The organism is Nonomuraea sp. NPDC059023 (assembly GCF_042740095.1).
Lineage (GTDB): Bacteria > Actinomycetota > Actinomycetes > Streptosporangiales > Streptosporangiaceae > Nonomuraea.
On sequence record NZ_JBHYIO010000012.1, the window covers coordinates 153826 to 179372 of the forward strand.

General features: G+C 71.6%; 27 protein-coding genes. 11 read left to right on the forward strand and 16 right to left on the reverse strand.

Annotated features, from left to right (window positions below):
• Nucleotides 1-16: 16 nt before the first annotated feature.
• Genes ACFWYW_RS21950 through ACFWYW_RS21970 form a run of 5 tightly spaced genes read left to right on the forward strand, consistent with a single transcriptional unit; the run spans nt 17 to nt 5193 of the window.
• The gene (locus ACFWYW_RS21950; protein ID WP_379621162.1) at nt 17-226 is read left to right on the forward strand and encodes an MbtH family protein; all 210 of its coding nucleotides are present in this window, start codon (nt 17-19) and stop codon (nt 224-226) included.
• Nucleotides 227-232: 6 nt separating this feature from the next.
• Nucleotides 233-1912, forward strand: coding sequence for an ABC transporter ATP-binding protein (locus ACFWYW_RS21955; protein WP_379621164.1), 1680 nt, complete (start codon nt 233-235; stop codon nt 1910-1912).
• Nucleotides 1905-3605 (forward strand): ABC transporter ATP-binding protein, encoded by a 1701-nt coding sequence (locus tag ACFWYW_RS21960; protein ID WP_379621166.1) that lies wholly within the window; start codon nt 1905-1907, stop codon nt 3603-3605. Before ACFWYW_RS21955 ends, ACFWYW_RS21960 begins: the two co-directional genes overlap by 8 nt.
• Nucleotides 3602-4456 (forward strand): siderophore-interacting protein, encoded by an 855-nt coding sequence (locus ACFWYW_RS21965; protein ID WP_379621168.1) that lies wholly within the window; start codon nt 3602-3604, stop codon nt 4454-4456. Before ACFWYW_RS21960 ends, ACFWYW_RS21965 begins: the two co-directional genes overlap by 4 nt.
• Entirely contained in the window at nt 4453-5193 is a 741-nt protein-coding gene (locus ACFWYW_RS21970) for a class I SAM-dependent methyltransferase (protein ID WP_379621170.1), read from the forward strand. The genes ACFWYW_RS21965 and ACFWYW_RS21970 overlap by 4 nt, the downstream gene beginning before the upstream one ends.
• Nucleotides 5194-5195: 2 nt before the next feature.
• Here the strand turns inward: ACFWYW_RS21970 and ACFWYW_RS21975 are convergent, their stop codons facing one another.
• The 6 genes from ACFWYW_RS21975 to ACFWYW_RS22000 all read right to left on the reverse strand — a co-directional run bounded on the left by ACFWYW_RS21975 (nt 5196) and on the right by ACFWYW_RS22000 (nt 10698).
• On the reverse strand, nt 5196-6488 hold the full coding sequence (locus ACFWYW_RS21975; protein ID WP_379621172.1) for a lysine N(6)-hydroxylase/L-ornithine N(5)-oxygenase family protein: 1293 nt from the start codon (nt 6486-6488) through the stop codon (nt 5196-5198).
• 10 nt (nt 6489-6498) lie between these two features.
• Nucleotides 6499-7545, reverse strand: a complete 1047-nt coding sequence (locus tag ACFWYW_RS21980; RefSeq protein ID WP_379621192.1) for a FecCD family ABC transporter permease — start codon at nt 7543-7545, stop codon at nt 6499-6501.
• A 5-nt stretch (nt 7546-7550) separates the two neighbouring features.
• Nucleotides 7551-8567, reverse strand: a complete 1017-nt coding sequence (locus tag ACFWYW_RS21985; RefSeq protein WP_379621174.1) for a FecCD family ABC transporter permease — start codon at nt 8565-8567, stop codon at nt 7551-7553.
• Nucleotides 8564-9595, reverse strand: coding sequence for an ABC transporter substrate-binding protein (locus tag ACFWYW_RS21990; RefSeq protein WP_379621176.1), 1032 nt, complete (start codon nt 9593-9595; stop codon nt 8564-8566). Before ACFWYW_RS21990 ends, ACFWYW_RS21985 begins: the two co-directional genes overlap by 4 nt.
• Before the next feature lie 99 nt (nt 9596-9694).
• Nucleotides 9695-10252 carry a hypothetical protein gene (locus ACFWYW_RS21995; protein ID WP_379621178.1) on the reverse strand — a complete coding sequence of 186 codons (558 nt, stop codon included), beginning with the start codon at nt 10250-10252 and terminating at the stop codon, nt 9695-9697.
• Nucleotides 10253-10302: 50 nt separating this feature from the next.
• Nucleotides 10303-10698, reverse strand: a complete 396-nt coding sequence (locus tag ACFWYW_RS22000) for a DoxX family protein (protein WP_379621180.1) — start codon at nt 10696-10698, stop codon at nt 10303-10305.
• A 92-nt stretch (nt 10699-10790) separates the two neighbouring features.
• On the opposite strand from ACFWYW_RS22000, the gene uppS reads away from it, so the two are divergent.
• A complete protein-coding gene (gene uppS, locus ACFWYW_RS22005; RefSeq protein ID WP_379621182.1) occupies nt 10791-11528 on the forward strand; it encodes a polyprenyl diphosphate synthase in 738 nt (245 codons plus the stop codon).
• Nucleotides 11529-11532: 4 nt separating this feature from the next.
• Here the strand turns inward: uppS and ACFWYW_RS22010 are convergent, their stop codons facing one another.
• From ACFWYW_RS22010 to ACFWYW_RS22030, 5 genes are all read right to left on the reverse strand, one after another.
• On the reverse strand, nt 11533-12315 hold the full coding sequence (locus ACFWYW_RS22010; protein WP_379641042.1) for an SDR family oxidoreductase: 783 nt from the start codon (nt 12313-12315) through the stop codon (nt 11533-11535).
• 30 nt (nt 12316-12345) lie between these two features.
• Complete coding sequence (locus ACFWYW_RS22015) at nt 12346-13437, reverse strand: hypothetical protein (protein WP_379621054.1); 1092 nt, start codon at nt 13435-13437, stop codon at nt 12346-12348.
• Nucleotides 13434-13952, reverse strand: coding sequence for a SigE family RNA polymerase sigma factor (locus ACFWYW_RS22020; RefSeq protein WP_379621052.1), 519 nt, complete (start codon nt 13950-13952; stop codon nt 13434-13436). The genes ACFWYW_RS22015 and ACFWYW_RS22020 overlap by 4 nt, the downstream gene beginning before the upstream one ends.
• A gap of 82 nt (nt 13953-14034) precedes the next feature.
• Complete coding sequence (locus ACFWYW_RS22025) at nt 14035-15534, reverse strand: PhoX family protein (RefSeq protein WP_379621050.1); 1500 nt, start codon at nt 15532-15534, stop codon at nt 14035-14037.
• A 161-nt stretch (nt 15535-15695) separates the two neighbouring features.
• The gene (locus ACFWYW_RS22030; RefSeq protein WP_379621048.1) at nt 15696-16241 is read right to left on the reverse strand and encodes a TIGR03086 family metal-binding protein; all 546 of its coding nucleotides are present in this window, start codon (nt 16239-16241) and stop codon (nt 15696-15698) included.
• A 61-nt stretch (nt 16242-16302) separates the two neighbouring features.
• Between ACFWYW_RS22030 and ACFWYW_RS22035 the strand changes: the two genes are divergently transcribed.
• Complete coding sequence (locus ACFWYW_RS22035; RefSeq protein ID WP_379621046.1) at nt 16303-17061, forward strand: DUF6597 domain-containing transcriptional factor; 759 nt, start codon at nt 16303-16305, stop codon at nt 17059-17061.
• Between the two features lie 131 nt (nt 17062-17192).
• On the opposite strand, the gene ACFWYW_RS22040 is transcribed toward ACFWYW_RS22035, so the two are convergent.
• Together ACFWYW_RS22040 and ACFWYW_RS22045 are read right to left on the reverse strand one after the other, a co-directional pair.
• Entirely contained in the window at nt 17193-17993 is an 801-nt protein-coding gene (locus ACFWYW_RS22040; protein ID WP_379621044.1) for an HpcH/HpaI aldolase/citrate lyase family protein, read from the reverse strand.
• On the reverse strand, nt 17990-19177 hold the full coding sequence (locus ACFWYW_RS22045) for a CaiB/BaiF CoA transferase family protein (RefSeq protein WP_379621042.1): 1188 nt from the start codon (nt 19175-19177) through the stop codon (nt 17990-17992). Before ACFWYW_RS22045 ends, ACFWYW_RS22040 begins: the two co-directional genes overlap by 4 nt.
• Nucleotides 19178-19248: 71 nt before the next feature.
• Here ACFWYW_RS22045 and ACFWYW_RS22050 point away from each other — a divergent pair, with 71 nt between their 5' ends.
• Complete coding sequence (locus tag ACFWYW_RS22050; RefSeq protein WP_379621040.1) at nt 19249-19890, forward strand: GntR family transcriptional regulator; 642 nt, start codon at nt 19249-19251, stop codon at nt 19888-19890.
• 129 nt (nt 19891-20019) lie between these two features.
• Nucleotides 20020-21510: an alpha/beta fold hydrolase gene (locus tag ACFWYW_RS22055; protein WP_379621038.1), complete on the forward strand. Its 1491-nt coding sequence runs from the start codon at nt 20020-20022 to the stop codon at nt 21508-21510.
• Between the two features lie 640 nt (nt 21511-22150).
• Here the strand turns inward: ACFWYW_RS22055 and ACFWYW_RS22060 are convergent.
• Nucleotides 22151-22654, reverse strand: a complete 504-nt coding sequence (locus tag ACFWYW_RS22060; protein WP_379621036.1) for a TetR/AcrR family transcriptional regulator — start codon at nt 22652-22654, stop codon at nt 22151-22153.
• A 53-nt stretch (nt 22655-22707) separates the two neighbouring features.
• Between ACFWYW_RS22060 and ACFWYW_RS22065 the strand changes: the two genes are divergently transcribed.
• Entirely contained in the window at nt 22708-23061 is a 354-nt protein-coding gene (locus ACFWYW_RS22065) for a VOC family protein (protein WP_379621034.1), read from the forward strand.
• 3 nt (nt 23062-23064) lie between these two features.
• Here the strand turns inward: ACFWYW_RS22065 and ACFWYW_RS22070 are convergent, their stop codons facing one another.
• Nucleotides 23065-23475 (reverse strand): VOC family protein, encoded by a 411-nt coding sequence (locus ACFWYW_RS22070; protein WP_379621032.1) that lies wholly within the window; start codon nt 23473-23475, stop codon nt 23065-23067.
• A 10-nt stretch (nt 23476-23485) separates the two neighbouring features.
• Nucleotides 23486-23926 (reverse strand): helix-turn-helix transcriptional regulator, encoded by a 441-nt coding sequence (locus ACFWYW_RS22075; RefSeq protein ID WP_379621030.1) that lies wholly within the window; start codon nt 23924-23926, stop codon nt 23486-23488.
• A gap of 283 nt (nt 23927-24209) precedes the next feature.
• On the opposite strand from ACFWYW_RS22075, the gene ACFWYW_RS22080 reads away from it, so the two are divergent.
• Nucleotides 24210-25493 (forward strand): MFS transporter, encoded by a 1284-nt coding sequence (locus ACFWYW_RS22080; protein ID WP_379621028.1) that lies wholly within the window; start codon nt 24210-24212, stop codon nt 25491-25493.
• Nucleotides 25494-25547: the final 54 nt, after the last annotated feature.

Here is a 25547-nt window from a genome sequence, read left to right on the forward strand (position 1 = left end):
TATGTATGGAGGTTCCATGTCCAACCCGTTCGACGATGAGAACGGCACCTTCCTCGTCCTCGTCAACGACGAGGGCCAGCACTCGCTCTGGCCCGAGTTCGCGGACGTACCGGCCGGATGGGAGGTGGTCCACGGGCCGGGGACCCACGCCGCCGCCCTCGAGTACGTCGAGCGCCACTGGACCGACATGCGGCCGCTGAGCCTGCAGCGGGCCATGGACCGTTAGGCGCCGGTGAGCACCACGACGACCCCGCGGATCGCGGGCGGCTCCCCACGGGCCGCCCGCGAACTGCTGCGATGGTGCCTGCGCGGCGAAGCGCGGGCGATCGCGGCCGCCGCCGCCCTCACCACGCTGTGGCAGCTCGCGCTCGTGTCGCTGCCGCTGTCGATCCAGCGCGCCCTCGATGAGGGGCTCGTCGCCGCGGACCGGGCGGCGCTGCTGCGGTGGAGCGGGGTGATCGCCGGCACCGGGCTGCTCGCCTGGCTCGCCCAGCACGCCGGCCAGCACCTCGACTACATGGCCGGCGCCAAGATCATCACCCGGTTGCGCCGGCGGCTCTCCGCCCACCTGCTCACCCTCGACACCCGTACGGCCGCCGCCTTCGGCCGGGGCGACCTCCAGGCGCGCAACTCCCACGACGTGGACCTGATCTGGATCTGGGTCGGCGGCACCACCGCCCTCCCGCACCTGGTCATCGGGCTCGTCACGGTCGTGGTGGCGGTCGCGTTCCTGCACCCGTTGCTGGCGCTGCTCTGCCTGGGCTGCGTGGCCGCCGTCCTCGTCACGAACGTCGTGTTCGGCCGGGTGCTCGGCGTACGCAGCGGCGCGCTGGCGGCGGCCCAGGGGCGGCGCGCCGACGTCGTGGACGAACTGGTCGGCGCGGCCCTGACCGTCAAGGGAGCCGGCGCCGAGCAGGCCCTCGTCGGCACCCACCACGACCACAGCGCCGAGGTGAGCCGGAAGGCGCTGGCCGTGATCCGGGCCGGCGCGGGCTGGTCGGCCGTGTCGTCCTTCGTGCCGCTGCTGGCCATCGCTCTGGGCGTCGCCGCTGCCGCCCCCGCCGTGGCGGCGGGCACGATGACGGTGGGCGGGCTGGCCGCGTTCGCGTCCTGGATGCTCATGCTCACCGCCACCTCGACCACGTTGTCCGTGCGCGTCTCCCAGCGGGCCCAGGCGGTCGAGGCCGCCGCGCGGATCGCCGAGGTGCTGCGCGACGGCCCCGAGCCCTTGAGGGGGAGTGCCGCTCCTCCGGAACGTCCCGGCGGCGTGATCGAGGTCGTGGACCTGTGCGTCGAGCACGAAGGGCGCACGGTGCTCGGGCCGGTCGGCTTCCGCGTGGAGCCGGGCTCTTTCGCCGTCGTCACCGGTCCGGTGGCCTCGGGCAAGTCGACGCTGCTGCGGGTGCTGGTACGCCTGCAGGAACCCCGCCAAGGCCAGGTCCGCTACCGCGGCGTGGACCTGCGCGACCTAGACCCGGCCACTCTGCGCGAGCTGGTCACCCTGGTGCCCCAGCGGCCGGTGCTCGTGTCGGGCACCGTCGCGAACAACCTGACCCTCGGCCTGGACGATCCGCCGGGTCCCGCGGAACTACGCGCCGCCTTGCGCGCCGCGGCGGTCCTGGACGAGGTCGAGGCCCTGCCGGGCGGACTGGACGCGCTGATCGGGGAGGGCGGCGCCACCCTGTCGGGCGGCCAGCGGCGCCGGGTCGCGCTGGCACAGGCGTTGCTGCGCCGTCCCGACGTCCTGCTGCTCGACGACGTCACCTCCGCCGTGGACGAGCGCACCGAGCAACGGGTGCTGGCGGGCGTGCGCGACTGGCTCGGCGCCGGCACCGTGATCGCGGTCAGCCACCGCCCCGCCGTACTGCGGCACGCCGACCAGATCATCCCGATCGGCCGGGCCCATGGGTGAGGCCGGGAAACTGCGGGAGACGCCGTCGAAACGGGGCCTCGTCCGGGCCGCGCTGCCCTATCTCCGACCGCACCTCGCCCGGATCGGGTGGGGCGCCGGGCTGAGCCTGGCGGCGTCGGCGGCGGTGGCGCTGGTGCCGGCCGCCGTCGGCGCGATCGCCACGGCCGTGCTCGACGGCGACACGGACCAGATCACGACCGTGACGCTCGTCCTCCTCGGGCTCACCCTCGTCCATCTGGCGACGCGGCAGGGCGGCGACCTGCTGCTCGGCGCCGCGGGTGAGCGGCTGGTCCGCACGCTGCGCGAGCGGGCGGCCGAACGGCTGGCCGCGGCCCCGCTGCGGTTCGTGGAGAGCCACGCGGCGGGCGAACTCGTCGGCCGGGCCACCGCGGAGATCGCCGAGCTGGCCGTGTTCGTCCGCCAGCAGGTGCCCGCCCTGCTCGCCTCCGCCGGCTACCTGCTCATCGGCGGATACGTACTGGTGAGCAGGTCGTGGCTGCTGGCCGTGGTGCTGTTCGCCGCGTTCATGCCACCGGCGCTGTACGTCCTGCACCGCTTCCGGGTCCGCTCGGCCACCGCGTGGGACGTCGAGGCGGACCGGCAGGCGAAGGTGGCGGCCACGTTCGCCGAAAGCCTGGAGGCCCGCGAGACCATCCAGCTCGCCGGTGCGGCCCGCCAGTGGGACCGCCGCTACGCCCGCGACAACGACCGGCTGCTGGACGGCATCGCCCAGACCACCCGCGCGCTCAACACCATGACCGCCATCCAGGCGTTCGAGTGCCTGGCCATCGCCGGGGTGATCCTGCTGGGCGGGGTCCTGCTCGGGGGCGGGCCGGGCGAGGTGGGCACCGTCGTGGTGTTCGTGCTGTCGTGCCGCGGCATGTTCGACTCCTTCATGGAGCTGACCCGCCTGGCCGGCGGCGTCCAGCGGACCAGGGTCGGGCTGGCCCGCGTCCTGGACCTGCTGGCCGCCACCGAGCCCCCGCCCGCCTCCGGCCCGGACCGGCCGGGAACCGGGCGCGGGCTGCACCTGGACGCGGCCTGCTACGCCTACGTCCCGGGCGAGGACGTCCTGCGCGAGATCACGCTCGCGTTCCCGCCCGGCGAGCGCGCCGTCGTGGTGGGCGCGACCGGCGCGGGCAAGTCCACGCTCGCCAAGCTCATGGCCGGCCTCTACACCCCCGACCGGGGGACGGTCCGCCACGACGGCGCCGACCTGGCCGCTCTCGACCCGGCCGAGCGGCGGCGGCGCGTCGCGCTGATCCCGCAGGACGTGCAGACCGTGCGTGGCACGATCGCCGCCAACCTCGCCCTGGGCACCGGCTCCGGCCCCGCGGACCTGGAGCGGGCGATCACGCTGCTCGGCCTGGACGGCTGGCTGCACGGCCTGCCCGCCGGGCTCGACACCGAGACCGGCGCGCGCGGCGCCCTGCTGTCGGCGGGCGAACGCCAGCTCATCGGCCTCATCCGGGCCGTGCTGCTCGGCCCCGCCGTCCTCATCCTCGACGAGGCCACCGCGGACGTCGACCCCGCCACCGCGGCCCTCATCGAGGGCGCGCTCGAACGGCAGGCGGGCGAGCGCACCCTGATCGTCATCGCCCACCGCCGCGCCACCATCGACCGCTTCTCCCGCCGCGTGGAACTGCGCGGCGGCGAAGTGGCCACACACCCCACCCCTGAGGAGACGACGTGAGCAACGACCTTTTCCCCGCCGAGGTCATCGCGACCCGCCACGTGACCCCGCTGATGATCAGGGTCACGCTCGGCCTGGACGGCTATGTCAGCAGCGGCGCGGCCGACGAGTACTTCAAGATGTTCTTCCCGGCGGAAGGACAGCGTGAGCCCGTGCTGCCCGAGGTCGTCGAGGGCCGCTGGGTGTACCCGGAGGGCGTGCCGGAGCCGGTGCTGCGCACGTACACGGTGCGCCGGTTCACCCCGGCCACCGGCGAGATGGACGTCGATTTCGTCCTGCACGAGGGCGGCGTGGCCGCGCCCTGGGCCATGAGGGCGCGTCCCGGCGACAAGGTCGGGGTGTCGGCGGCCCACGGACTCCACCGCCCGCCGCGCGAGGCGTCCTGGCAGCTCATCGTGGGTGACGCGACCGCGCTGCCCGCTATCGGCCGCATCGTGGAAGAGCTCCCCGCCGGAACCAGCGCGAAGGTGTACGCCCAGGTCGCCGGCCCGGCCGAACGCCAGGAGTTCGACACCCGGGGCCAGGCCGACATCACCTGGCTGTACCCGGGCGACGCCGGCCTGCCGGAGATCGTCCGGCGGCACGACGTGCGCGACGCCTACGTCTGGGCGGCGGGCGAGGCCGCGGCCATGCGGGCGATCCGCAAGCACCTGCGCCACGAGCGGCGGCTGCCCGCGGACAACTTCGCCACGCTCGGCTACTGGCGCCCGGCCGCCGAGGAGTGGCAGCGCCGCTTCGAGCAGGTCGCCCCCGACGTCAGGGCCAGGGTCGCAGTGACGCGGGAGCGGGGCGGCGACACCGAGCAGTGCCAGGACGAGTTCGACGCGGCCCTGGAAGCGGCGGGCCTGTGAGCCAGACCGCGGAGGACCGCTACGCCGACTTCTACGCCAGGCAGCTGTCGAGCCCGACGCTGGCGCGCATCTACCTCGACGTCTACGGCGACGACCATCCCGAGGAACTGCGCCCGTTCGGCTTCGTCACCAGGACGGACCTGGCCCGCTTCGCCGTCCTGCTGGAGCTGCGGCCGGGGATGTCCCTCGTGGACCTGGGCTGCGGCAGGGGCGGGCCGGGGATCGCGCTGGCGCGCGCGGCGGGTGCCCGGCTGCTCGGCCTGGACCCCCTGGCCGTCGCGGTGGAGGGCGCGCGCGAGCTGAGCGTGTCGCTCGGCCTGCCCGAGGCGCGCTTCGCCGTCGGCGGTTTCACCGCCACGGGCCTGGAGCCGGCGTCCTGCGACGCGGTGCTGAGCGTGGACGCGCTGTGGATGGTGTGGAACAAGCGGGCCGCGTTCGCCGAGGTGGCCCGGGTGCTGCGGCCCGGCGGCAGGTTCGTGTTCAGCACCTGGGAGCCGTCCTACCTCGATCACGGCGGGCTGCTGGCCGCGGCCGGGTTCACCGTGACGGCCAAGGAGGAGGCCGATCGATGGCTGGAGCGGCAGCTGCGGGTGTACGAGCTGGTGCGCGCGCGGGCCGCGGCGCTGGAGGCGGAGCTGGGTCCTGGGGCCTCCGTCCTGCTGGAGGAGGCCAGAGACACGCCCGCCACCCTGCCGGCCAGCCCGCGCGTGATCATGGCGGCCACGAAGGCCGGGTGAGGTCAGGGGGAGGCGGCGGGGGAGCGGCGGGCCAGCAGTGAGTCGCGGATCTCGCCGGCCCTGACCGCCACCGTGGACAGCAGCGTCGAGGTCAGGCCGTGGGTGTGCTCGGTCGCCCCCTGAAGGTAGATGCCGGCCTTGACCTGCGGGGCGAGGACGATCCTGTGGTCGCGGTGCATGCGCAGGGCGTCCTCCTCGTCGCGCAGGCAGAACTTGGCGGCCTCGCCGAGCAGCGCGGCCGGGTCGTGCGGGCGGTAGCCGGTGGCGTGCACGAGAACATCGGCGGCCAGGACCTCGCGCCGGCCGGTCGGCAGGTCCTCGACGGTCACGTCCAGGCCGCCGGCGTGCTCGCGGACGTCGTGGACCCGCGAGACGTTCAGCATGCGCAGCCGCTGCCTGCCGTGCAGCCGTTCGCGGTACATGGTCGAGGACAGCGACTGGATGAGGTCGATGTCGACGACGGAGTAGTTGGTGCCGCGGTGGTAGTCCAGGATCGAGCGTTTGACCTCGGGCGGGGCGCCGTAGAAGACGTCCACGGCCGCCGGGTCGAACACGCGGTTGGCGAACGGGCTGTCATCGGCGGGGGTGTAGCCGAACTTGCCGAACACGCCGCAGACCTCGGCCTCGGTGAACGTGCGGTGCAGCAGGTCGACCACCTCGGCGGCGCTCTGGCCGGCGCCCAGGACGAGCGCCCGGCGTACCGGCTCGCCCGATTCGAGGCGCTGCGCGATGCGGGGGAGGACCTCGCTGGTGTGCCAGACGCGGTCGGACAGGACCGTGTCCGGCGGCAGGTGCGGTTTGAGTCCCATGGCGATGGACAGGTTGCGGGCGCGCCGCCGTACCCGGCGGCCGTCCTGGGCGGTGACCACGTCGAACGCGCGTACCTCGCCGCGCTCGTGCACCGGTTCGACGGCGACGACCTCGGCGGAGTACTGGGTGAGGTGGCTCAGCCTGCCCGCCGCCCACTCGAAGTAGTCGTGGAACTCCGCCCGTAACGGGAACAGCGTCTTCTGGTTGACGAAGTCGACCAGGCGCCCCTTCTCCCGCAGGTAGTACAGGAAGCTGAAGTCGCTGCTCGGGTCGCGCATGGTGACCAGGTCCTTCGGAAAGGACACCTGCATCGTCGCGTCGTCGATGAGGATCCCCCGGTGCCAGCCGAACCGCGGCTGCCGCTCCAGGAACCTGGCGGTGAGCGGCGGCGCCGCGGTGTGTTCTTCGAGGGCTATGGCCAGTGCCAGGTTCGACGGTCCGAACCCGATGCCCAGGACGTCGAGAACGTGCATGGTCACCCGCATTCTCCTTGAGTCAGCCTCGCCCTGCCCGCCACTGGGCGGTGAGCAGAGCCACCAGATACAGCCCGCCGATCACCCCGGTCAGAATGCCCACGGGCAGCTGTACGCCGGGTATCACCCGCTGGGCGGCGAAGTCGGCGGCCACGAGCAGCAGCGCCCCCATGAACGCCGACGACATCACGCCCTCCCCGCTCGTCCGGGTGAGCCTGCGGGCCAGTTGCGGGGCGGCCAGCGCCACGAACGCGATCGGCCCGGCGGTGGCCGTCGCGGCGGCGGTCATGGCGACCGACACCAGCATCAGCCCCAGCCGGGACCGCTCGACCGCGAGCCCGAGCCCGCGCGCCTGCTCGTCGCCCAGCCCGAGCAGCCGCAACCGGCCGCTCATGGACGCCGCCGCGGGCAGCAGTACCGCCAGCAGGACGGCGAGGACGGCGGTGTTGCTCCAGGTGGAGCCGTTCAGCGAGCCGATGAGCCAGCGCTGGGCGTTGGCCGCGGTCTCGACCTCGGCCCTGGCCAGCAGGTAGCTGTTGACCGACACCAGGATGGAGGTGATGCCGATGCCCATGAGGATGAGCCGGTATCCCTGCACGCCCCGCTTGAACGACATCACGTAGACGGCCAGCGACACCACGCCGCCGCCGGCGAGCGCGCCGCCCGCCACCTGCGCGGAGTCGCCCGCGAGCAGCACGATCACCAGGATGCCGCCGGTGGCCGCCCCGGTGGTGAAGCCGATGATGTCGGGGCTGGCGAGCGCGTTCTGGGTCAGGCCCTGGAAGATCGCCCCGGCGGCGCCGAGCCCCGCCCCGATGAGCAGCGCGCACAGCACGCGCGGCAGGCGCAGGTCGGCGACGATGAAGCGGTCGCCGCCCGGCCCGTCTCCGGTGAGCGCGGCCAGGACGTCAGGGAGGGGGATCGGGTAGTCGCCCACCGCGAGGGCGACCATGCCGAGCCCGGCGGCGGCGCAGGCCAGCAGCGCGCACACGATGACCGTGCGGATGGAGACGCGGGCCGACACGCGGTCGCCGAACAGGCGTACCGTCTTGCCGGGGACGGCCGTCATGGTCTTCACAGCTTCGCCAGCCTCCTCCCGCGGACCAGCCACATCAGCACGGGCGCGCCCAGGCACGAGGTGATGATGCCGACCTCCAGTTCGCTCGGCCGGGCCAGTACGCGTCCGGCCAGGTCCGCGCCGAGCAGCAGGATGGGCGCCACGACCATGCTGTACGGGATCACCCACCGCTGGTCGGGGCCGGTCAGCAGGCGCACCATGTGCGGCACCGCCAGCCCCACGAACACGATCGGCCCGGCCGCCGCCGTCGCCCCGCCGCACAGCAGCGTGATGGCGACGGCCGTGAGCACGCGCACGTGTCCGAGCCGCAGCCCCAGCGCGCGGGCGCTGTCGTCGCCGAGCGCCAGCACGTTGAGCGAGGGCGCCAGGACCAGCGCCATCGCCAGGCCGATCAGGATGAACGGCAGCACCTGCTCGACCACCTTCATGTCCCGGCCGGCCAGAGCGCCGATGGCCCAGAACCGGTAGCGGTCGAAGGCGATCGGGTCGATCAGCAGGACGGCCTGGATGATCGAGGTCAGCACCACGCCGATGGCCGTTCCGGCCAGCGCCAGCCGTACGGGGGTGGCCCGGCCGCCGCCCGCCGAGCCGATGCCGTACACCAGCAGGGAGACGGCCAGCGCGCCCGCGAACGAGAACCACACGTACGAGGTGAGCTGGTCGAGCCCGAAGAACGCGACCGCGAACACCACGGCGGTGGCCGCGCCCGCGTTGACCCCGAGCAGGCCGGGATCGGCCAGGGGGTTGCGCGTCATGGACTGCATGAGCGCGCCCGACACGCCGAGCGCGGCGCCGGCCAGCAGCCCGACGAGCGTCCTCGGCACGCGCATCGAGGTGACGATGAGCGCCGAGTAGGAGTCGTCGGGCGACAGCAGGGCCGAGATCACCGTGGCGGGCGACATCTGCAACGAGCCCAGTCCCACGCTGAGCAGGCACACGAGGAACAGCACCCCGCAGGCCACCACCAAGGCGGCGCCGCGCAGCGCAGCACGGCCCCGGTGGCCGTCGCTCACGCGTTTCCGGCCTTTTCCAGGGCCGGTTTCATGGCGTCGAGGAGGTAGGGGATGTTGCGCACGGTGGGGGTGCGCATCGCGCCGATCTTCTCGGCGTCCAGGACCAGGTACGTGCCGTCGCGCACGGTGGGGATCTTCTTGAACAGCTCCGACTTCTCGAACGCGGTCATCTCCTCGTCACTGAAGCCGCCGATGAACATGAGGTCGCCGTCGAGCGCGCCGAGTTGTTCGTAGCTGAGGAAGCCGGTCTCGCCGCCCTTGGCCTCCAGCGCCGTCAGCCCCGGGGCGGGGCCGAGTCCCATGGTCTGGAAGAAGCGGACGAGGTGGTCGTTGGCCTTGGCGCCGGCCTGGACGGTGCCGGGCTGGCGCAGCACGACGTACTGCACGGTCTTGCCCTTGATCCCCGGGTACGTGGTGGCGACCCCGGACAGCGACGCCTCGGCCTTGGTCACGGCGGCCTGGGCCTCGGCGCTCTTGCCCAGGACCTTGCCGACGGTGAGCAGGATCTCCTGCCAGGTGCCGTCCTGGTTGTCGGCGCCGATGATGCCGATGGTGGGCGCGATCTTGCTGAGCGCGGCGTACAGGCCCTTGTTGGAGGTGACCTGGTACGAGCCGAAGATCACGTCGGGGCGCAGCTTGGCGATCTCCTCGACGGAGATGTCGGCCACGGTGTTGATCGGCGTGGTCGTGGACTCCTTGAGCAGGTCGGCGTTCCACGGGGCGAAGACCGGCTGGGTGGCGCTCCACCGGTTGGCCGCGACCGGGACCACGCCGAGGGCCAGGGTGGCGTCGACCCAGCCGGTGCTGAGCGCGACGACGCGGGCGGGGGCCTTTTCGATGCGGCTCTCCCCGGCCGCGTGCTTGATCGTGACGGGGAAGGCGCCCGCCTGCTGAGGCGCGGGCGGCGCCGAGGTGGGCGCTGCGCTCCGTACGTTGCTGCCGCACGCCGCCAGCAGGACCAGGACCAGGCCTAACGCGGCGGCCCTCAGGGTTGCCGAGGTTCGGGGTGGGGCTTCATGCCGTGCCAAAGGACGGCTCCTTTCGACGTCATCCGACGTGGTGCACGACAAGTATGATCCCTGAAGTTAGGTTAGGCTAGCCTAACTAAAATATTCCCCGAGAACGCCTCAGGCGGTGAGGATCGCCGCCCAGGTGACGGCCAGCAGCAGCACGCCGAGGCCGAAGTCGAGCACCATGCAGAACTCGGTCAGCGAGCGGGTGACGACCTTGTCGCGGCGGTGGTGGATCACGTCCCAGACGCCGTGCCCGATGGCCGCCAGCGCCGCCAGGTGGACGGCGAGGACCGGGCCGGCCGTCATCGCGGTCAGCGCGATCGCGGAGTAGCCGGCGAAGGCGGCCGCCTGGATGCCGAGTTCACGCCGGTCGATCCGGTCGCCGCGCAGCAGGCCGTACACCAGGAAGATCGCGGCGGCGGCGAGGAGCAGCACGATCGCGTCCAGCGCGGTGGCCATGCCGATGCTCACCAGGACCGAGGCGAGGACGGCGACGATCCAGCTGGCGCGGCGTGAGCCGAGCGCCGCGGCGCCGAGGTAGCAGAGGGCGGCCAGGATGATGATCATGGCGGCGACGTGCGCGTCGGGGCCGGTGAGGGCGAGGACGACCAGGCCGACCATCGTCGGCCACCGGGCCAGGAGGGCGTCGCGGTAATGGGTGAGAGTTCGCATGGGTGACAGCGTGCGGGCATTTCCGAACAACGCACCCATGCGGATTGTCATCAGATCTTGTGCGCTTCGCGGGATCTGAGGGCCGACCACAGCTTCGCCGTACTGCTCCGCCGCCCCCAGGCGATCACCAGAGACAGGGCGAGCAGGACGAGCGGCAGGAACGCGCCGCCGCCCATCACCAGCACCTGGGTCAGCGTCGCGCCGACCATGAGCGCCGCGAACGCCAGCGCGGCGAGCCCGGCCAGCGGCGGCACCAGCAAGCCGATGACGCCCGCGACCTCCAGCGCGCCGACCAGATAGCGCAGCCAGTCACCCGCGCCGATCGCGTCGAACGTGCTCGCGGCCGGCTCCGCGTCCGCGAACTTGCCCAGCGCCGCCAGCAGGAACGCCGCCGCCGTGACGACCTGAAGGATCCACAGCCCGATGGTACGTAGCGAGGTTGTCATGATCCCGACGCTAGGTTCCCGGCCCGGGATTCAGAATGCAGGTAACGCCCAAGCGAGGGTGTACCTGCCTGCACTGTCTATAGAGTCGGAACATGCTCCACGCGCTCTACGCCCGCAGGCTCCGTGCCCAGGTCACCCGCGTTCCCCGGCACGTCGGCCTGGTCATGGACGGCAACCGGCGCTGGGCCCGCGAGGAGGGCTTCGCCAACCCGAGCGTCGGCCACCGCTACGGCGTCGAGCACATCCAGACCGTCGCCGGCTGGTGCGCCGAACTCGGCATCAAGGAGGTCACGATCTACGTGGCCTCCTCCGACAACGTGCGCAAACGCGCCTCCGAGCAGGTCACGTTCTACATGGAACTGATCGAGAAGGTCATCGCGGGCAGCCTGGTCGCCTCCTCGCCCCTGTGGCGGCTGCACGTGGCGGGCCGCCTCGACGAACTGCCCGACTCGACCGCGCACGCGCTCAAACTCGCCATGGAAGCCACCGCGGGCCGCGAGCACGGCCACGAGCTCACGCTCGCCATCGGCTACGACGGCCGGCAGGAGGTCGTGGACGCGGTCCGCGCCCTCCTGGAGACCGACGGCGCCGACCTGTCCGAGCTGGCCCGGACGCTGACGGCCGACGACATCGCCGCCCACCTCTACACCAGCGGCCGCAGCGACCCGGACTTCATCATCCGCACCAGCGGCGAGCAGCGCCTGTCCGGCTTCCTGATGTGGCAGGCCGCCCACGCCAAGCTGCACTTCTGCGACGTCAACTGGCCCGGCTTCCGCCACATCGACTTCCTGCGGGCCCTGCGCACCTTCGCCCGCGACACCCGGAGCTGACCGCTCAGTCCGGAAGGTCGCCGAAGCCGTACTCCTCCGCCAGGTCCGCCACACGGACGGTGCGCCCGGCGTGCCGGGCGACCCCGGCGTCGGCCAGCAGCGCCCGCACCGCCCGGCCGGGGAACTCGATCGAGTCGCCGCCCGGCGGCATCCGGTCGCCGAAGGCGGCCATGATCGCCTCCGTCCGGGTGAAGCCGGGCGACAGGGCCAGTGCGGTGACGCCGTGCGGGCGCAGGTCGTGGGCGAGCGTACGGGCGAGGCGGCTCACGCCGGTCATGGCCAGGTCATAGAAGACGTGACCGGCGATGACCTCCGCCTCGGGGTCGGCGTAGCCGGTCATGACCAGCAGGCCGCGCCGTTCGATCAGCAGGGGAGCGGCGTGCCAGGCCGCGACCAGGTGGCTGCGGACGCCGATCTCCATCATGTTCCGCCAGTGCTGTATCGGCAGCGTCCAGAACGGCCCGCCGGCGAACGGCAGCGCGTTGCCGGCGCACGCGTTGGCGACCAGGAGATCGAGCCCGCCCCGCTCGGCGCGGACCCGCTCGAACAGCGCCGCCACGGCGTCGTCGTCGGCGTGGTCCACGACGACGGGGACGCCGTGGCCGCCCCGGTCGTTCACCTGGCCGGCGGTGTCCTCAACGGTGCCGGGCAGGTCGGAGTGGCGGTGGGCGCGGGATTCGCGGTCGGTGACGTAGACGGTGGCGCCGGCTTCGCCCAGCACCAGCGCGATCCCGCGGCCGACACCCCGAGCCGCCCCGGTCACGACGGCCACGAGTTCGGCGGACATGAGGGCCTCCTTCGGCGAGTGTCCTGACTCCTACCCGCCTTCCGCCTGGCCGGGCAGGGTCACGCTCAACCGCTTGCCGGGGTAGCGCTCCAGCAGGCGGGCCCGGCCGCTGCGCACGTCGACCGCGTAGGTGAGCAGGCCCGTGCTGCCCGAATAGCTGAGGTCGATCTCCCCGGAGCTGCGCCAAGGGCCGGTCGCGGTCACGGCGCCGCGGTCGTCGGGCAGGCCGCGGACGGGCACCGTACGCAGGGTTCTGCCGGTCTTGGCGTCCAGCAGGGTCAGCTTGTTGCGGAGATGGTCCTTGTGCCGGACCGCGGCGACCGTGCGGCCGTCGGGGGCGGGCTCGCTGAACATGATGAACACGCCGTCGAACCGCACCGGCTTGCCCCCGCCGGTCACCGGCATGAGCCACAGGTCGGTCTTGAGGTAGCGCACCAGCGACACCACGCCGTCCTTGACGCTGACCGGCTCGAACTTCCCCGGCACCGACACAGTCGCGCCGGTACGCACGTCGATGACCATCCCCGGCTCCTTGCTGCCTTCCTGCGGGTCGAAAGCCAGGTAGCGGCCGTCGTCGGAGACGAGGAGCAGGGAGCCGACGCCGACGCGGTCCTCGCCCAGCCGCAACCGCGACACCGTCCGGGTGCCGCGCTTCAGGTCGTGGACCACGTGCGCCCCCTCCTGGGGGTCGTAGTAGGCGAGCGTGCCGCCGTCACGGCTGATCGCCACCGGCGCGGCGAGCCCCCCGTGGAGGTACGCGGGGGCGTGCGGCAGCCGGTAGGTCCTGCCCGAGCGGGTGACGACCCGCCACTCCGACGCGGAGCAGTCGTGCTCGGGCTTGACGCGGCAGGGTGTACGGAAGGCGTAGCCGAGCGGGCCCACCGCGGTGGCGGGCAGGTCGGGCGCCTTCTTCACGCCCTCGGCCGCGACCGGGCTCACGGTGCTCTGCCACGGCAGCGTCACCACGGCTCCGGCGACGGCCAGCACCGTGGCGGTGGCCAGGGCGGCGACCACCCGGCCGGTACGCCGCCTGCGCAGGTGGCCCGCGATGGCCGCCTCCGCCAGATCCACGCGTGGGGCCTGCTCGGCCAGATCGCCGAGCGCGTCACGCAGCCTCGTCATCGGGCCACCTCCTCGATCACATGTTCCGACAGCAGACCGGCCAGCTCCGGCGCCTGCGCGCGCAGGCGCGAGAGCGCGTGGTGGGTCTGGCTCTTGACGGTTCCCAGCGAGCAGCCCAGCACCTGGGCGGTCTGCGCTTCCGTGAGGTCCTCCCAGAACCGCAGCACGAGCACGGCCCGCTGCTTGGGAGTCAGCCTGGCCAGCGCCTGGCGCAGCACGATGCGGTCCAGCGCGGCCTCGTCATAGCGCCGCCCGTGCTCGGGCAGGCTGGCGCTGGGCGACTCGGGGCGGGACCGCCGCCGCCAGGAAATGTACTGGTTGACCAGCGCTTTGCGCGTATAGGCCTCGGGGTTGCCGTCGCGGGCCAGGCGGGCCCAATGGCCCACCACCTTGACCAGGACGCTCTGCAGCAGATCCTCGGCAAGGTGGGCGTCCCCCGTGAGCAGGTACGCGGTCCGCATGAGCGCCTGCTGGCGGGCCAGCACGAACTCGCGGAAGCCGGCGTGTGGTTCCAAGATTCGTTCTCCTCTCACCCCAGTCAAACGCCACGTACGGGGCGAAAGGTTGGAACCCTTATCTGATCAGTCCGGCCGTGACCTACAGCGGCCCGCGTGACCACGGCCCGCGGATGGCGAACGTACGCCCGGGAGGGTCGAGTGCGGCAGTGTGGCCGAGACAGTTGACGAACAGCACCGAGCCGTCAGGGCTGAAGCAGGCTCCGGCGAACTCGCTGTCGTTGTCGATGTTCACGGCGAACTCGAACGGCTGCCCGCCCCGTGGATCCAGGCCGATCAGCCGGTTGACGTTGTCCAGGCCCGGTGCCAGCGGGTGCGGGTCGGCGTCGGCGGAGGAGGCGTCGTCCTCGCACAGGACGATGCCGCCGCGCGGGGTGAAGGTGAGGTTGTCGGGGGAGTCGAGTTCTTTGCGTCCCGGCGATTCGTAGACGAGCACCAGCGTGTCGGAACGGCGATGGCGGCCGGGGACGAGCTGCCAGACCTGGCCGTACCCCTCGCGGTAGCCGTCGGCGTTGGGGGCGTCGCCGTTCTTCGCGTCGCCGCCGCTGGTGGAGCTGAAGAAGATGGCGCCGTCGCCGTACCAGCAGCCTTCGAGCCGGTTGAACTTCGCGCCTCCCTTGGCCAGCCCTTGCTGGGTGCAGGTCGGGGCGCCGTTCTCGAGATCCGGGTCAGGGTCGTCGATTCTGACCCACTCCACCGGCAGGCGGCTGCCCATCGTCTGGCCCTCGCGGCAGTCGTACTCGCCGGCGCCCTTGACCTTGAGCATCTCCAGCACGCCGCCCGCGGCCAGATCGCGCGGGTTGCCGGGCCGGAAGCGGTAGAAGCCGTTGGGCTTGCCGGAGTCGTCCTCGGTCTCGTAGACGTAGCCGGTCCGCGGGTCGACCGCGATGGCTTCGTGGGAGAAACGGCCCATCGCGGTGAGCGGCATCGACGGAGCGGGTTCGCCCGGCCTGGGCCCGTTCAGCGGCACCTCGAAGATGTAGCCGTGCTTGCGCTGCCAGCCCCGGTCCAGGCCGGAGGTGGTCTCTTCGCAGGTCAGCCAGCCGCGGTTGTGAAGCATCCGGCCGCCGGCGCAGTTGACGATCGAACCGTTGAAGCTGACGAAGTGCTCCAGCGTCTCGCCGCTGCGCAGATCCACCTCAAGCGTGGTGGTGCCGCCGACGCCGAGCTCGTCGTAACGCCGGGATCCGGGCACGTGCACCCGGCCCGTCGGTGATCCCGGAGTCGTGCGGACCTCGTGGTTGCGGATCAGCCGGACGGTGTGGCGTCGCCTGCCGGGGAAAGCGGCCATGCCATCGTGGGCGATCGGGGTCGCGACCCCGTCGGTCATAGGGGTTCCGGTCTGACCGAGCACGATGTAGGAGAATCCCGAGGGCAGGGCGAGCAGCTCTTCGCCGGTGTTCTTGGAAGGGGTACGGCGCAGCGGGCCATACCCCGCCTTACCCGGGTCGGCGGCGGGTCGTCCGGCGTCGGCCCAGGACGCGTGGGCTGCCAAGGTCTCGATGGCGACACCGCCGGCCAGGACGCCACCGGCGGTGGCGAGGCCGCGGCCCAGGAAGGATCGTCGATCAAGCGCGGTCATGTGTGCCTCTCCTTGTGTGAACACACGATGAACAACTGCTTTTGCAGCGTAAACGCGCTGATCATCCCTGAGAGGGCCTATTTGTCAGTCGGTGAGCACGTGAATCACCTTCTCGATCAGGAGGCGCGTGTCAGCCGCGTTCGTGGTCAGTGCCTTTTCGATCACGTCGCCGCCCAGGCCGGATCCCGGCCGATGACGCCGAGCAGGCGGTCGAAGGCGGGGGCGTCGTCCGGCACCGCCACCGGCGGTCCGAACGCGCCGCGCTGCCTGCCCATCTCCACCATCCGGCCGGTGAAGCCGACGGCCACCGTCACGGTCTCCGGGTCCGGCTCGTACGGCTGCGCGGTGGCCTTGGCCAGGTCCCAGCCGTGGACGATCATGTCCACGAGGAACATGTGGCCCAGCACCGTCATCGGCAGGCCCATGGCGGCGCTGTCCCCCTCCCACGCCCCGGGCCGCGACCAGACGGCCAGCGCGCGCTCGGCCCGCTCGGGGAAGTCGCCGGCGTAGGGGCCCTGCTCGACGTACGGTCCCTTGGCGCCCAGCGACTCGAACAGCTCGGCGACCCACTCCAGGTGGGCGATCAGGGCTTCGACGTCGAACTTCGCGCAGGGCGTGGGTGCGGCGAACTGCTCCTGCCGTACGCCGCGCACCACGCCGGCGGTACGTTCGGCGGCACGTGTCATCAGCGGCATCATGTGGTCCATGGCAGCGATGATTCCCCGTCCGTCACAGGCGCGGCTTGTAGAAACGCGACAGCGTGGCTGGGTGGACCCTTATGCCGGGCTCGCGGCCTTCGACTTCACCCGGCAGGCGCCGGCGCCCGGCCTCGCGGCGTTCGTGGACCACTTCTGGGTCGTCACCTGGAAGGAGCTGGCCGAGCCGTACGTGCAGCGCATCGTCTCCCATCCCACCGTGAACCTGAACATCGCCCCGGACCACCGCCGGATAGCGGGAGTGATCAAGGGCGGTTTCTCCTACACGATGCGCGGAAGCGGGCGCGTGCTCGGCGTCCGCTTCCGCCCCGGCGGCTTCCGCACGTTCCTCGGCGGCCCCGTCTCCGAGCTGACCGGCCGTTTCGTGGAGATCAGCGACATGTACGGCGAGGCGGGCGCGGCACTGGCCGAGCGGGTCCTGGCCGAACCCGAGGCGCGGGCGGCGATCGCGCGGGTCGAGACGTTCCTGCTGGGTCTGGACCCGCGCGAGGATCCGCTGGCGGAGGAGGCGGCGGCGCTGGTGGCTCTGGCGGAGGCCGAGGTGCCCATGGTCAGGGTGGAGCAGCTGGCCGCCCGATCGGGCCGGTCGATGCGCTCGTTGCAGCGGCTGTTCCGGGACTATGTGGGGATCGGCCCGAAGTGGGTGATCCGCCGGTTCCGGCTGCACGAGGCGGCGGAGCGCATCTACCAGGGCCTCGACCTGGCAACGCTGGCGGCCGAGCTCGGCTACACCGACCAGGCCCACCTGACCCGCGACTTCACGGCGGCGGTCGGTATGACCCCGGCGGCTTACGCGCGTCGCAGATCTTGATCTACAAAGTAAAGGCGGTCGGTTGGTTGAAACCTACTTTCCGATTCGACAGCCAAGCCTCAACGGATAGAGCGGGGTGACCTCCAGGCGCGGTTCGGGGACGAGAGAGACCGCGCCTCGTCTCGTGAGGGTCAGGAGTCGGTGAGGCGGTCGGCGAGGGCGAGGATGCGGCGGGCCCTGGCGAGGACGGGGGCGTCGACGAAGCGGCCGTCGGGCAGGGCGAAGGCGGCCTGGCCGGTTTCTGTGGCGGCTTGCACGATTTCGGCGGCGCGGGCGGTTTCCTCGGGGGTGGGGCGGAAGGCTCGGCGGATCGCGGGGATTTGGCGGGGGTGGATGGCGGTGCGGCCGAACATGCCGAGGGCGCGGCCGGCCGTACAGGAGGCGATGAGGCCCTGTTCGTCGTGGACGTCGGGGTAGACCGACATCGGGACGGGGGGCAGGCCCGCGGCGGCGGCGGCGAGGACGACCTGGAGGCGCAGGTGGTCGAGGGCGGCCGGCGAGGTGAGGGAGAGTTCGGCGGTCAGGTCCTGCTCGCCGAGTGCGACTGAGGTGATGCGGGGGTGGGCGGCGATGGCGGCGGCGTTGAGGATGCCGGCGGCGGATTCGAGCAGGGCGCAGGCGGGGACGTCGAGGGTGTCCAGGGGTGTGGTGGATTCGACTTTGGGCAGGCGGACGGCGGTGAGGCCGGGTGCGCCGGTGAGGGCGGCGAGGTCGTCGCGGCCGCGCTGGGTGGTGAGGTCGTTGATGCGGACCTGGATGGGGATGCCGGGGTTGGTGTGGAGGTAGTCGAGGGCGTTGGCGCGGGCCTGGTCTTTGTGGTGGGGGGCGACGGCGTCTTCGAGGTCGATGATGATCTCGTCGGCGCCGGAGGTGGCGGCTTTGGCGAAGCGTTCGGGGCGGTCTCCGGGGACGTAGAGCCAGGTGACGGTCATGCGATGACTCCGGCTTCGCGCAGGGTGGTGATCTGTTCCGGGGTGTAGTGGAGTTCGGTGAGGATGGTGTCGGTGTCGTGGCCGAGGGGGCGGCCGGGCCAGCGGATTTCGCCGGGGGTTTCGGACATGCGGAACATGACGTTCTGCATGGTGACGGTGCCGAGTTCGGGGTCGGGCAGGTCGACGAAGGTGTTGAGGGCGGCGTATTGCGGGTCTTCGGCGATGTCGGAGATTTCGTAGATGGGGGCGATGGCGGCCTGGGCGGTTTCGAAGGCGGCGATGACCTCGTGGGCGTCGCGGGCGGCGATCCAGGTGGCGACGGCTTCGTCGAGTTCTTCGACGTGCTGGACGCGGCCGGCTCCGCTGGCGAACCAGGGTTGGGCGACGAGGTCGGGGCGGCCGACGAGGGTGACGACGCGTTCGGCGACGGGTTGGGCGCTGGTGGAGATGGCGAGCCAGCGGCCGTCGCGGGTGCGGTAGGTGTTGCGGGGTGCGTTGCTGCTGGAGCGGTTGCCGGTGCGGCGGGGTGTCACGCCGAGGGCTTTGTAGGCGCTCATCTGGGGGCCGAGGAGGCCGAGGATGGGTTCGATGATCGCCATGTCGATGATCTGTCCGTGGCCGGTGCGTTCGCGGTTGTGGAGGGCGACCATGATGGCGTAGGACATGGCGAGGCCGGCGATGCCGTCGGCGAGGGCGAGTGGCGGGAGTGTGGGTGGGCCGTCGGGCTGGCCGGTCATGGCGGCGAAGCCGCTCATGGCTTCGGCGAGGGTGCCGAAGCCGGGTTGGTGGGACATGGGGCCGAACTGTCCGAATCCGGTCATGCGGGCGATGATGAGCCGGGGGTTGGCGGTCAGCAGGTGTTGTGGGTCGAGTTCCCAGCGTTCGAGGGTGCCGGGGCGGAAGTTCTCGATGAGGACGTCGGCGTTGTGGGCCAGTTGCCGGATGATCTCCTGGCCTTCTGGGCGGGACAGGTCGATGGCGGCGTTGCGTTTGTTGCGTGACAGGGTTTTCCACCACAGGCCGACGCCGTCGACGGCGGCGCCGTGGCCGCGGGAGGGGTCGCCGCGCCGTGGGTGTTCGATTTTGATGACGTCGGCGCCGAAGTCGCCGAGCATCATGGCGGCGGAGGGTCCGGCGAACAGGGTCGCCATATCGATCACCCGAAGGTCGGGCAGGCTTGTCATGATGATGTAACTTATAAGAAATAAGTCATACGTCAACCCGCGCGACTCCGAAATACGGAACAATCACGGACATGCCGCCTACGCCGCCGATGAGTAAGGCTGATTACGTCTACAGCGTCCTGCTGGACGACATCCGCAGCGCGCGTATTCCGGGGGGCACCGCGCTGCGTGCCGCCGCGGTGGCCGAGCGCCTGGGTGTCTCGGTCACTCCCGTGCGCGAGGCGTTGCGCCGTCTGGAGAAGGACCGGCTGATCAGCTACGAGCCGCACCACGGCGCGACCGTCATCGACATGGGGGCGGACGCGCTGGAGGAGTTCTACGGGGTGCGCGCGGTGGTGGAGGGGCTGGGTGCGCGGCTGGCCGCCGCGCGGATCACTCCTGAGCATCTGGCGGGGTTGCACGCGTTGCACGCCGAGATGGTCGCTGATCTGGCCGCCGGTGCGCTGGCCGGGCTGGGGGAGAAGTCGCGGGCTTTTCATCTGTCGATCGCCGATATCGGGGGGCCGGCGTTTCTGGGGCAGCATGCCCGTGCGATTCGTAACAGTGTGCCGGTTCCGGCGGCGGCGTCGTTGTGGCTGGATCCGGTGCAGGCGCGGGGCAACCTTGACGCGCACGAGCACATTCTGGCGGCGTTGCGGGCGGCGGACGGCGACCTGGCCGAGAAGATCATGATCGATCATGTACGGCAGGCGGGCGTGTCCCGGGCATCGTGACCGGGGCGTGGGCCGGGGTGTCGTGAACCGGGGCATCGTGACCGGGGTTGGCGGCGTCCGACCGTGGGCTGATGTCGTTCAGACCGTGGGTTGATGTGGCCGGGCGGTGCTCGCCGCGACCCTGGACGCATGCTTCTACACACCCTGTTGTCCCTCGGCCTGCTCGGTCTGTCCTTCACCGGAATCTCGGCCCTGGGCCCGGCCACGGGCTCGGCCACCGCCACCGCCACGGCGTCGGTACCGGATTCGGCCGGGGTTGGGCCGTCGTCCGGTCCGGCCTGGAAGCCGTGTGGTCCGGGCGGCCTCGAATGCGCCCAGGTCAAAGTGCACGTCGACTACTCCAAACCCGGCGGCCGGAAGCTCACGCTGAGCGTCGCCCGCCTACGATCCACCGGCCCGGCGGCGTCCAAGGGGGTCGTGCTGGTCAACTTCGGTGGTCCGGGTCTGCAGGGGGTGACCGCCTGGCGTGACCATGCGGATTACTGGGCGAAGCCGTTCGACGGCCTGAGACGCGAGATGGACGTCGTGACCTGGGACACGCGGGGCTATCCCAACGGTCTGAGCCGGCCCGAGCTGGGGTGCGCGTGGCAGGACAGCCGCATGCCGGTCCCGCCGTTCCCCCGAAACCAGGCGGAGATGGACCGTCTGGCCTCTGACAACAAGGCTCGGGCCGGAGCCTGCCGTACGCACGACCCGGAGCTGTTCGACAACATGAGCTCGGCCGTCCACGCGCGCGACATGGAAGCCATCCGCCGGGCGCTCGGCGCGCCCAAGATCAACCTCTACATGGGCTCCTACGGCACCTGGTACGGCCAGTCCTATGCCAGGCAGTTCCCGCAACGGGTGCGCACCATGGTGCTCGACGGCGGCGGCAACCACGCCGACCCCTTCCTGCGCGAGCAACTCGCCCTCGCCCGCGACCTGGAACTGCGCATGCGCCGGTTCACAGCCTGGTGCGCCACCGACACCTCCTGTGCCCTGACCGGCCGTGACGTGCCCCGCCTGTGGCGCCAGCTCCTGCGCAAGGCGGCCAAGACCCCCATTCCGGCCCCCGCCGTGAAGGCCGCTTACACCCGCGAGCACCTCGAAGGCCTCCTGGCCGGACAGCTGATCCGGGCGGGTGCCGCCGACTGGCCCAAGCTCGCCAAGGCTATCGACCAGGCGACCCGGGGCGACGCCTCCGCCCTGGCGCCGGGAGGGAGGATCCCCTACCCGTCGACCAGCAAGTTCGCGGTCACCGAGTGCGGCGACGCCCCCGGGCTCTCCGACTACCGCGACCTGTCCGCCATGGTGAAGCGCCTGCGCAAGGAGTCCCCGAACTTCGGCCCCGGCGGCACGTCGCTGCCGTTCCTGCTGGGCTGTGTGGGCGCGGCCATCCCATCGGTGAACCCACCCGCGCCGTTGCCGTCCGGCGTGCCGCCGCTGCTGGCCATGGGCACGTGGGCTGACGCGCCGGCCACGTTCAGAAGCGTGGCTTCGGTCCCCGGCAGCTCCACAGTCCTGCAACCCGACACCGGCCACGAGATCTACGTCACCGGCTCGGCCTGCGCCCGCCAGCACGCCGACACCTACTTCACCACCGGAACCCTTCCCCCACCCAACACCACCTGCACCCCTTAACCCGCACACCCTGGCGGCTCGTCGGGGTCCGCCACGATGCGGGGCGCCGGCACCAGGAGCGTCTGCCGCCTCCGGAACACACCTCGTCTCTACGCCACGGAGCGGGCCAAGGCACACGCCTCCGGAGACATGCCACGTCGGTGCGCGGCGGTTGCGGGACATGCCGTGTGCGGGAAGGGCGTTTGCCTCTGGGGCACAGATCGGCGGGCGGCGGGCGTTGGGGTGGTGCGCTGTGTCATGGCGCGCAGTCGTGCCTCGGCGACGCGGGTCGGCCCCGTGGCGTGCGCTGCCCTGCGTATGCCTCCCAGTGTTGCGTGTCCCGACCCGCGTGCCCCAACCCGCTTCCCGGCCGGCGTGTCCCGGCCGGCGTGTCCCGACCCGCGTGTCTCGATCCGCGTGCCCCGACCCGCTTCCCGAACCGCGTGCCCCAACTTGCTTCCCGGCTGGCGTGTCCCGGCCAGCGTGCCCCGGAACTGCTTCCCGGTCCGTGTGTCCCGGTCCGCGTGTGTCGGGCTGGTGGCTTGTTGTGTCGGGGTGCGGTGCGTCCTGGGGCGGGTTGCCGGTGGTGACTGCGGGTGCTGGGCTGCCGGGTGGCTGGGGTTCTGGGTGGCCGGGGGTTCTGGTGGGTTGGGGGAGGGGGTTATGTGTTGGTGAGGATGAGGTCGAGGGCGGGGCGGACGGTGGAGGCGGGGGTGCCGTCGGCTACTTCGAGGAGGGCGGCGCGCCAGGCGGCGGTGAGGATGGGGGCGGCGCTTCTCAGGTGGTTCTCCAGCAGGGTGCGTAGGAGTTCGGTGATGGGGTCTTTTCGTGGTTCGGGGGGTTGTTCGGCCAGGATGCGGCAGGTGCCGAAGTGGACGGCGGTGTCGAAGGCGACCAGCAGGGCCGCGCGGATGGGGGCGGGGCCGGCGGCTGCTGCTGCTCCGTGCATGCGGTCGATGACGCGTTGTTCGAAGTCGTCGCGGATGACGCCGTAGAGGCCGAGTTTGGAGCCGAAGTGGTGGTAGAGGGCGCCGGTGGTGACGCTCGCCTTGGCGGCCAGGTCGGTGACGTTGACGGCGTCGTAGCCGTCGCGTTCGAAGCGGTGGAGTCCGGCTTCGATGAGCCGTGCCTTCGCTGAGCCGGGTACGGGAATGGATGCGCGCACCACACCATCGTAATTGATTGACGCGATAACGTAAACGGATTATGTTCAGGCGTATGAAGCTTATCTTCCTCTATCAGCCGGTGACCGATCTGCAGGAGTCGTTGGCGTTCTACCGCGACGTGCTGGGGCTCGATGAGTCGTGGCGGGAGGGCGAGACGACCGTGGCGTTCCACCTGCCCGGCACCGAGGTCGAGCTGATGCTCGACGTCCCGCCCGGCGAGGGGCCGGAGTGGGGGAGGGGCGGCGGGTTCATGGTCGACAGCGTCGACGACTACATCGCCGCCCATCCCGGGCTGAAGTGGGTGGGTGAGGTCCTGGAGTTGCCCGACGGCAAGAGCGCGGCGTTCCTCGACCCCTCGGGTAACCCCATCCACCTGTTCGACCAGAGCACGGCGGGACCGCGGTAGGTCCTACGCCTTCGGTTCCTGCTGGATGCGTACCAGGTTGCCCGACGGGTCGCGCAGGGCGCAGTCGCGCGGGCCCCAGGGCTGTTCGATGGGCTCCTGCAGGATCTCGGCGCCGGAGGCGCGGGCGTTCTCGAAGGTCTTGTCGAGGTCGTCGGTGCGCAGGACGATCATGGGCATGACGCCCTTGGTGAGGAGTTCCTGGATGGCGTCGCCGTCGGCCTGGGAGCGGCCCGCGTGGGGTTCCGACAGCACGATCTCGGTGCCGGCCTGGGACGGGGTGCCGAGGGTGACCCAGCGGAATCCGCCGGAGGCGACGTCGTTGCGTACCTCGAAGGCGAGGGCGTCGCGGTAGAAGGCGAGGGCTTCGTCGACGTCGTTGACGGTGACGTGGCAGTACTGAAGTGCGATGCTCATGCCGCCCACGTTAGGCGGCGGCCTCGCGTTTGGCTTCTTCGATCCTGCTCGGCGCGTCGCGGGTGGGGCGGGTGCGCAGCCGTGCCACGCACGGGGGCATCGCGGCCACGGCGCTGTGCTCGCGGGCGCGGTAGGCGCTCGGTGTCTCTCCGAGCAGTTCGGTGAAGCGGGAGCTGAAGGAGCCGAGTGAGGTACAGCCGACGGCCATGCACGCGTCGGTCACGCTGACGCCCGCGCGCAGCATGGCCATGGCCCGCTCGATGCGGCGGGTCATGAGGTAGCCGTAGGGCGTCTCGCCGTAGGCGGCCCGGAACTGGCGGGAGAAGTGGGCGGGTGACATGAGCGCGTGGCGTGCCATGGTGGGCACGTCGAGGGGGCGCGCGTATTCGCGGTCGATCAGATCCCGCGCCCGCCGCAGGTGCGCGAGGTTGGCCAGGTCTTGCGGGGTCATGCGGGCAGCGTAGCACCGGCGGCTGACAAAGTGCCCCTGACCTGCGCTCGGGCTCGGTCCTGGGCGGGGGCTGTGCCGGGGGCGCTGGCGCCGGTAGTCTCATCGCGTCCTGCGAGTCACCTCCCACGCGTCACACCCTCCGAGTCACGCCCTACGAGTCACGTCCCACGAGTCGGCCTCCGACGAGTCGTGGCCTCCGATAAATCGCCCCCACAAGCCGCCCCCTCGAGTCGTCCTCTCCCGTCGTCCTCTTGAGCGGCGCCGGCCTGACGGTGAACCCCCCATGACGCTGCCCCGCCTGCTTCCCTCCGCTTACCGGCCGGTGCTGGCCAACCGGGTGTTCCGGCGGCTGATCGGCGGGTTCGCCGTGTCCTATCTCGGGGACGGGATGAGTTTCGTCGCGGTGGCGTGGCTGGCGATGGAGCTGGCGCCGCCGGCCAATGCGGGGTTGTGGATCGGTGGGGCGGTGGCGGCGTACACGCTGCCGGGGGTCGTGGGGGCGCTGGTGCTCGGGCGGTGGTTGCGCCGGGTGCCGGCGCGGCGGCTGCTGCTGGCCGACAACGTGGTGCGCGGCGTGTTTCTCGGCGTGGTGCCGCTCGCGTGGCTGGCGGGTGTGCTCACGCCGTGGTTGTACGTGGTGCTGCTGGCCGTGTCGTCGTTGCTGCACGCGTGGGGCAACGCGGGCAAGTACACGCTGCTGGCGGAGTTGCTGCCGCGGGAGCAGCGGCTGGCGGGCAACACGGTGGTCAGCACGCTCAGCTTCGCCGCCACGATCGCGGGGCCGGCGATCGCCGGGGTGCTGGTGACGTATGTGAGTTCCGCGCTGGTGCTGGGCCTGGACGCGCTGACGTATGTGTTCCTGGCGGTGCTCATCGCGCGTACCCGCCTGCCGCGGGTGGGGCAGGTCTCGCCGGTCGACCGGGCGGCGGCGCGGGGCGGGCTGGCGTTGCTGCGTTCGCATCCGGAACTGCTGGGGTTGCTGGCGCTGACCTGGTTCTTCAACCTGCTCTACGGCCCGGTCGAGGTCGCGCTGCCGTTGCACGTGACCCGGGATCTGGGGGCGCCGGGCACGCTGCTGGGGTTGTACTGGATGTTGTTCGGTATCGGGGCGGTGGCCGGCGGGCTGGCGGTGGGCGCGTTGCGGCGGTTGCCGTTGTGGCCGGTGACGGTGGTGATCGTGGCCGGGTGGGGGGTGTTGCTGCTGCCGTTCGGGTTCGAGGCGCCGGTGGCGGTGACGGTGGCGTGTTTCACGCTGGGCGGGGTGGTTTACGGGCCGTTCGTGGCGCTGTCGGTGACGCTCATGCAGACGGCTTCGCCGCCGCGACATCTGGCCGCGATGCTCGCGGCGCGCAGCGCGGTGCTGCTGACGGCCTCGCCGATGGGTACCGCGCTGGGCGGGCCGCTGACCACCGCGCTGGGGCCGCGGGTGACGCTGGCCGGCTCCGGCCTGGTCACGGTGGCGCTGGGGGCGGTGGCGTGCGTGCTGCTGTTGCTGGCCCGCAGGGGAGCTTTGACCAGAGCAAGCAGGAATGGAGAAGCATCCGGTACGGCGCCGCCCCTAGCGTGACCCGAGGGACACACGCGCCCAAGAAACCAGACAAACTGCTTAAATCTACACGGC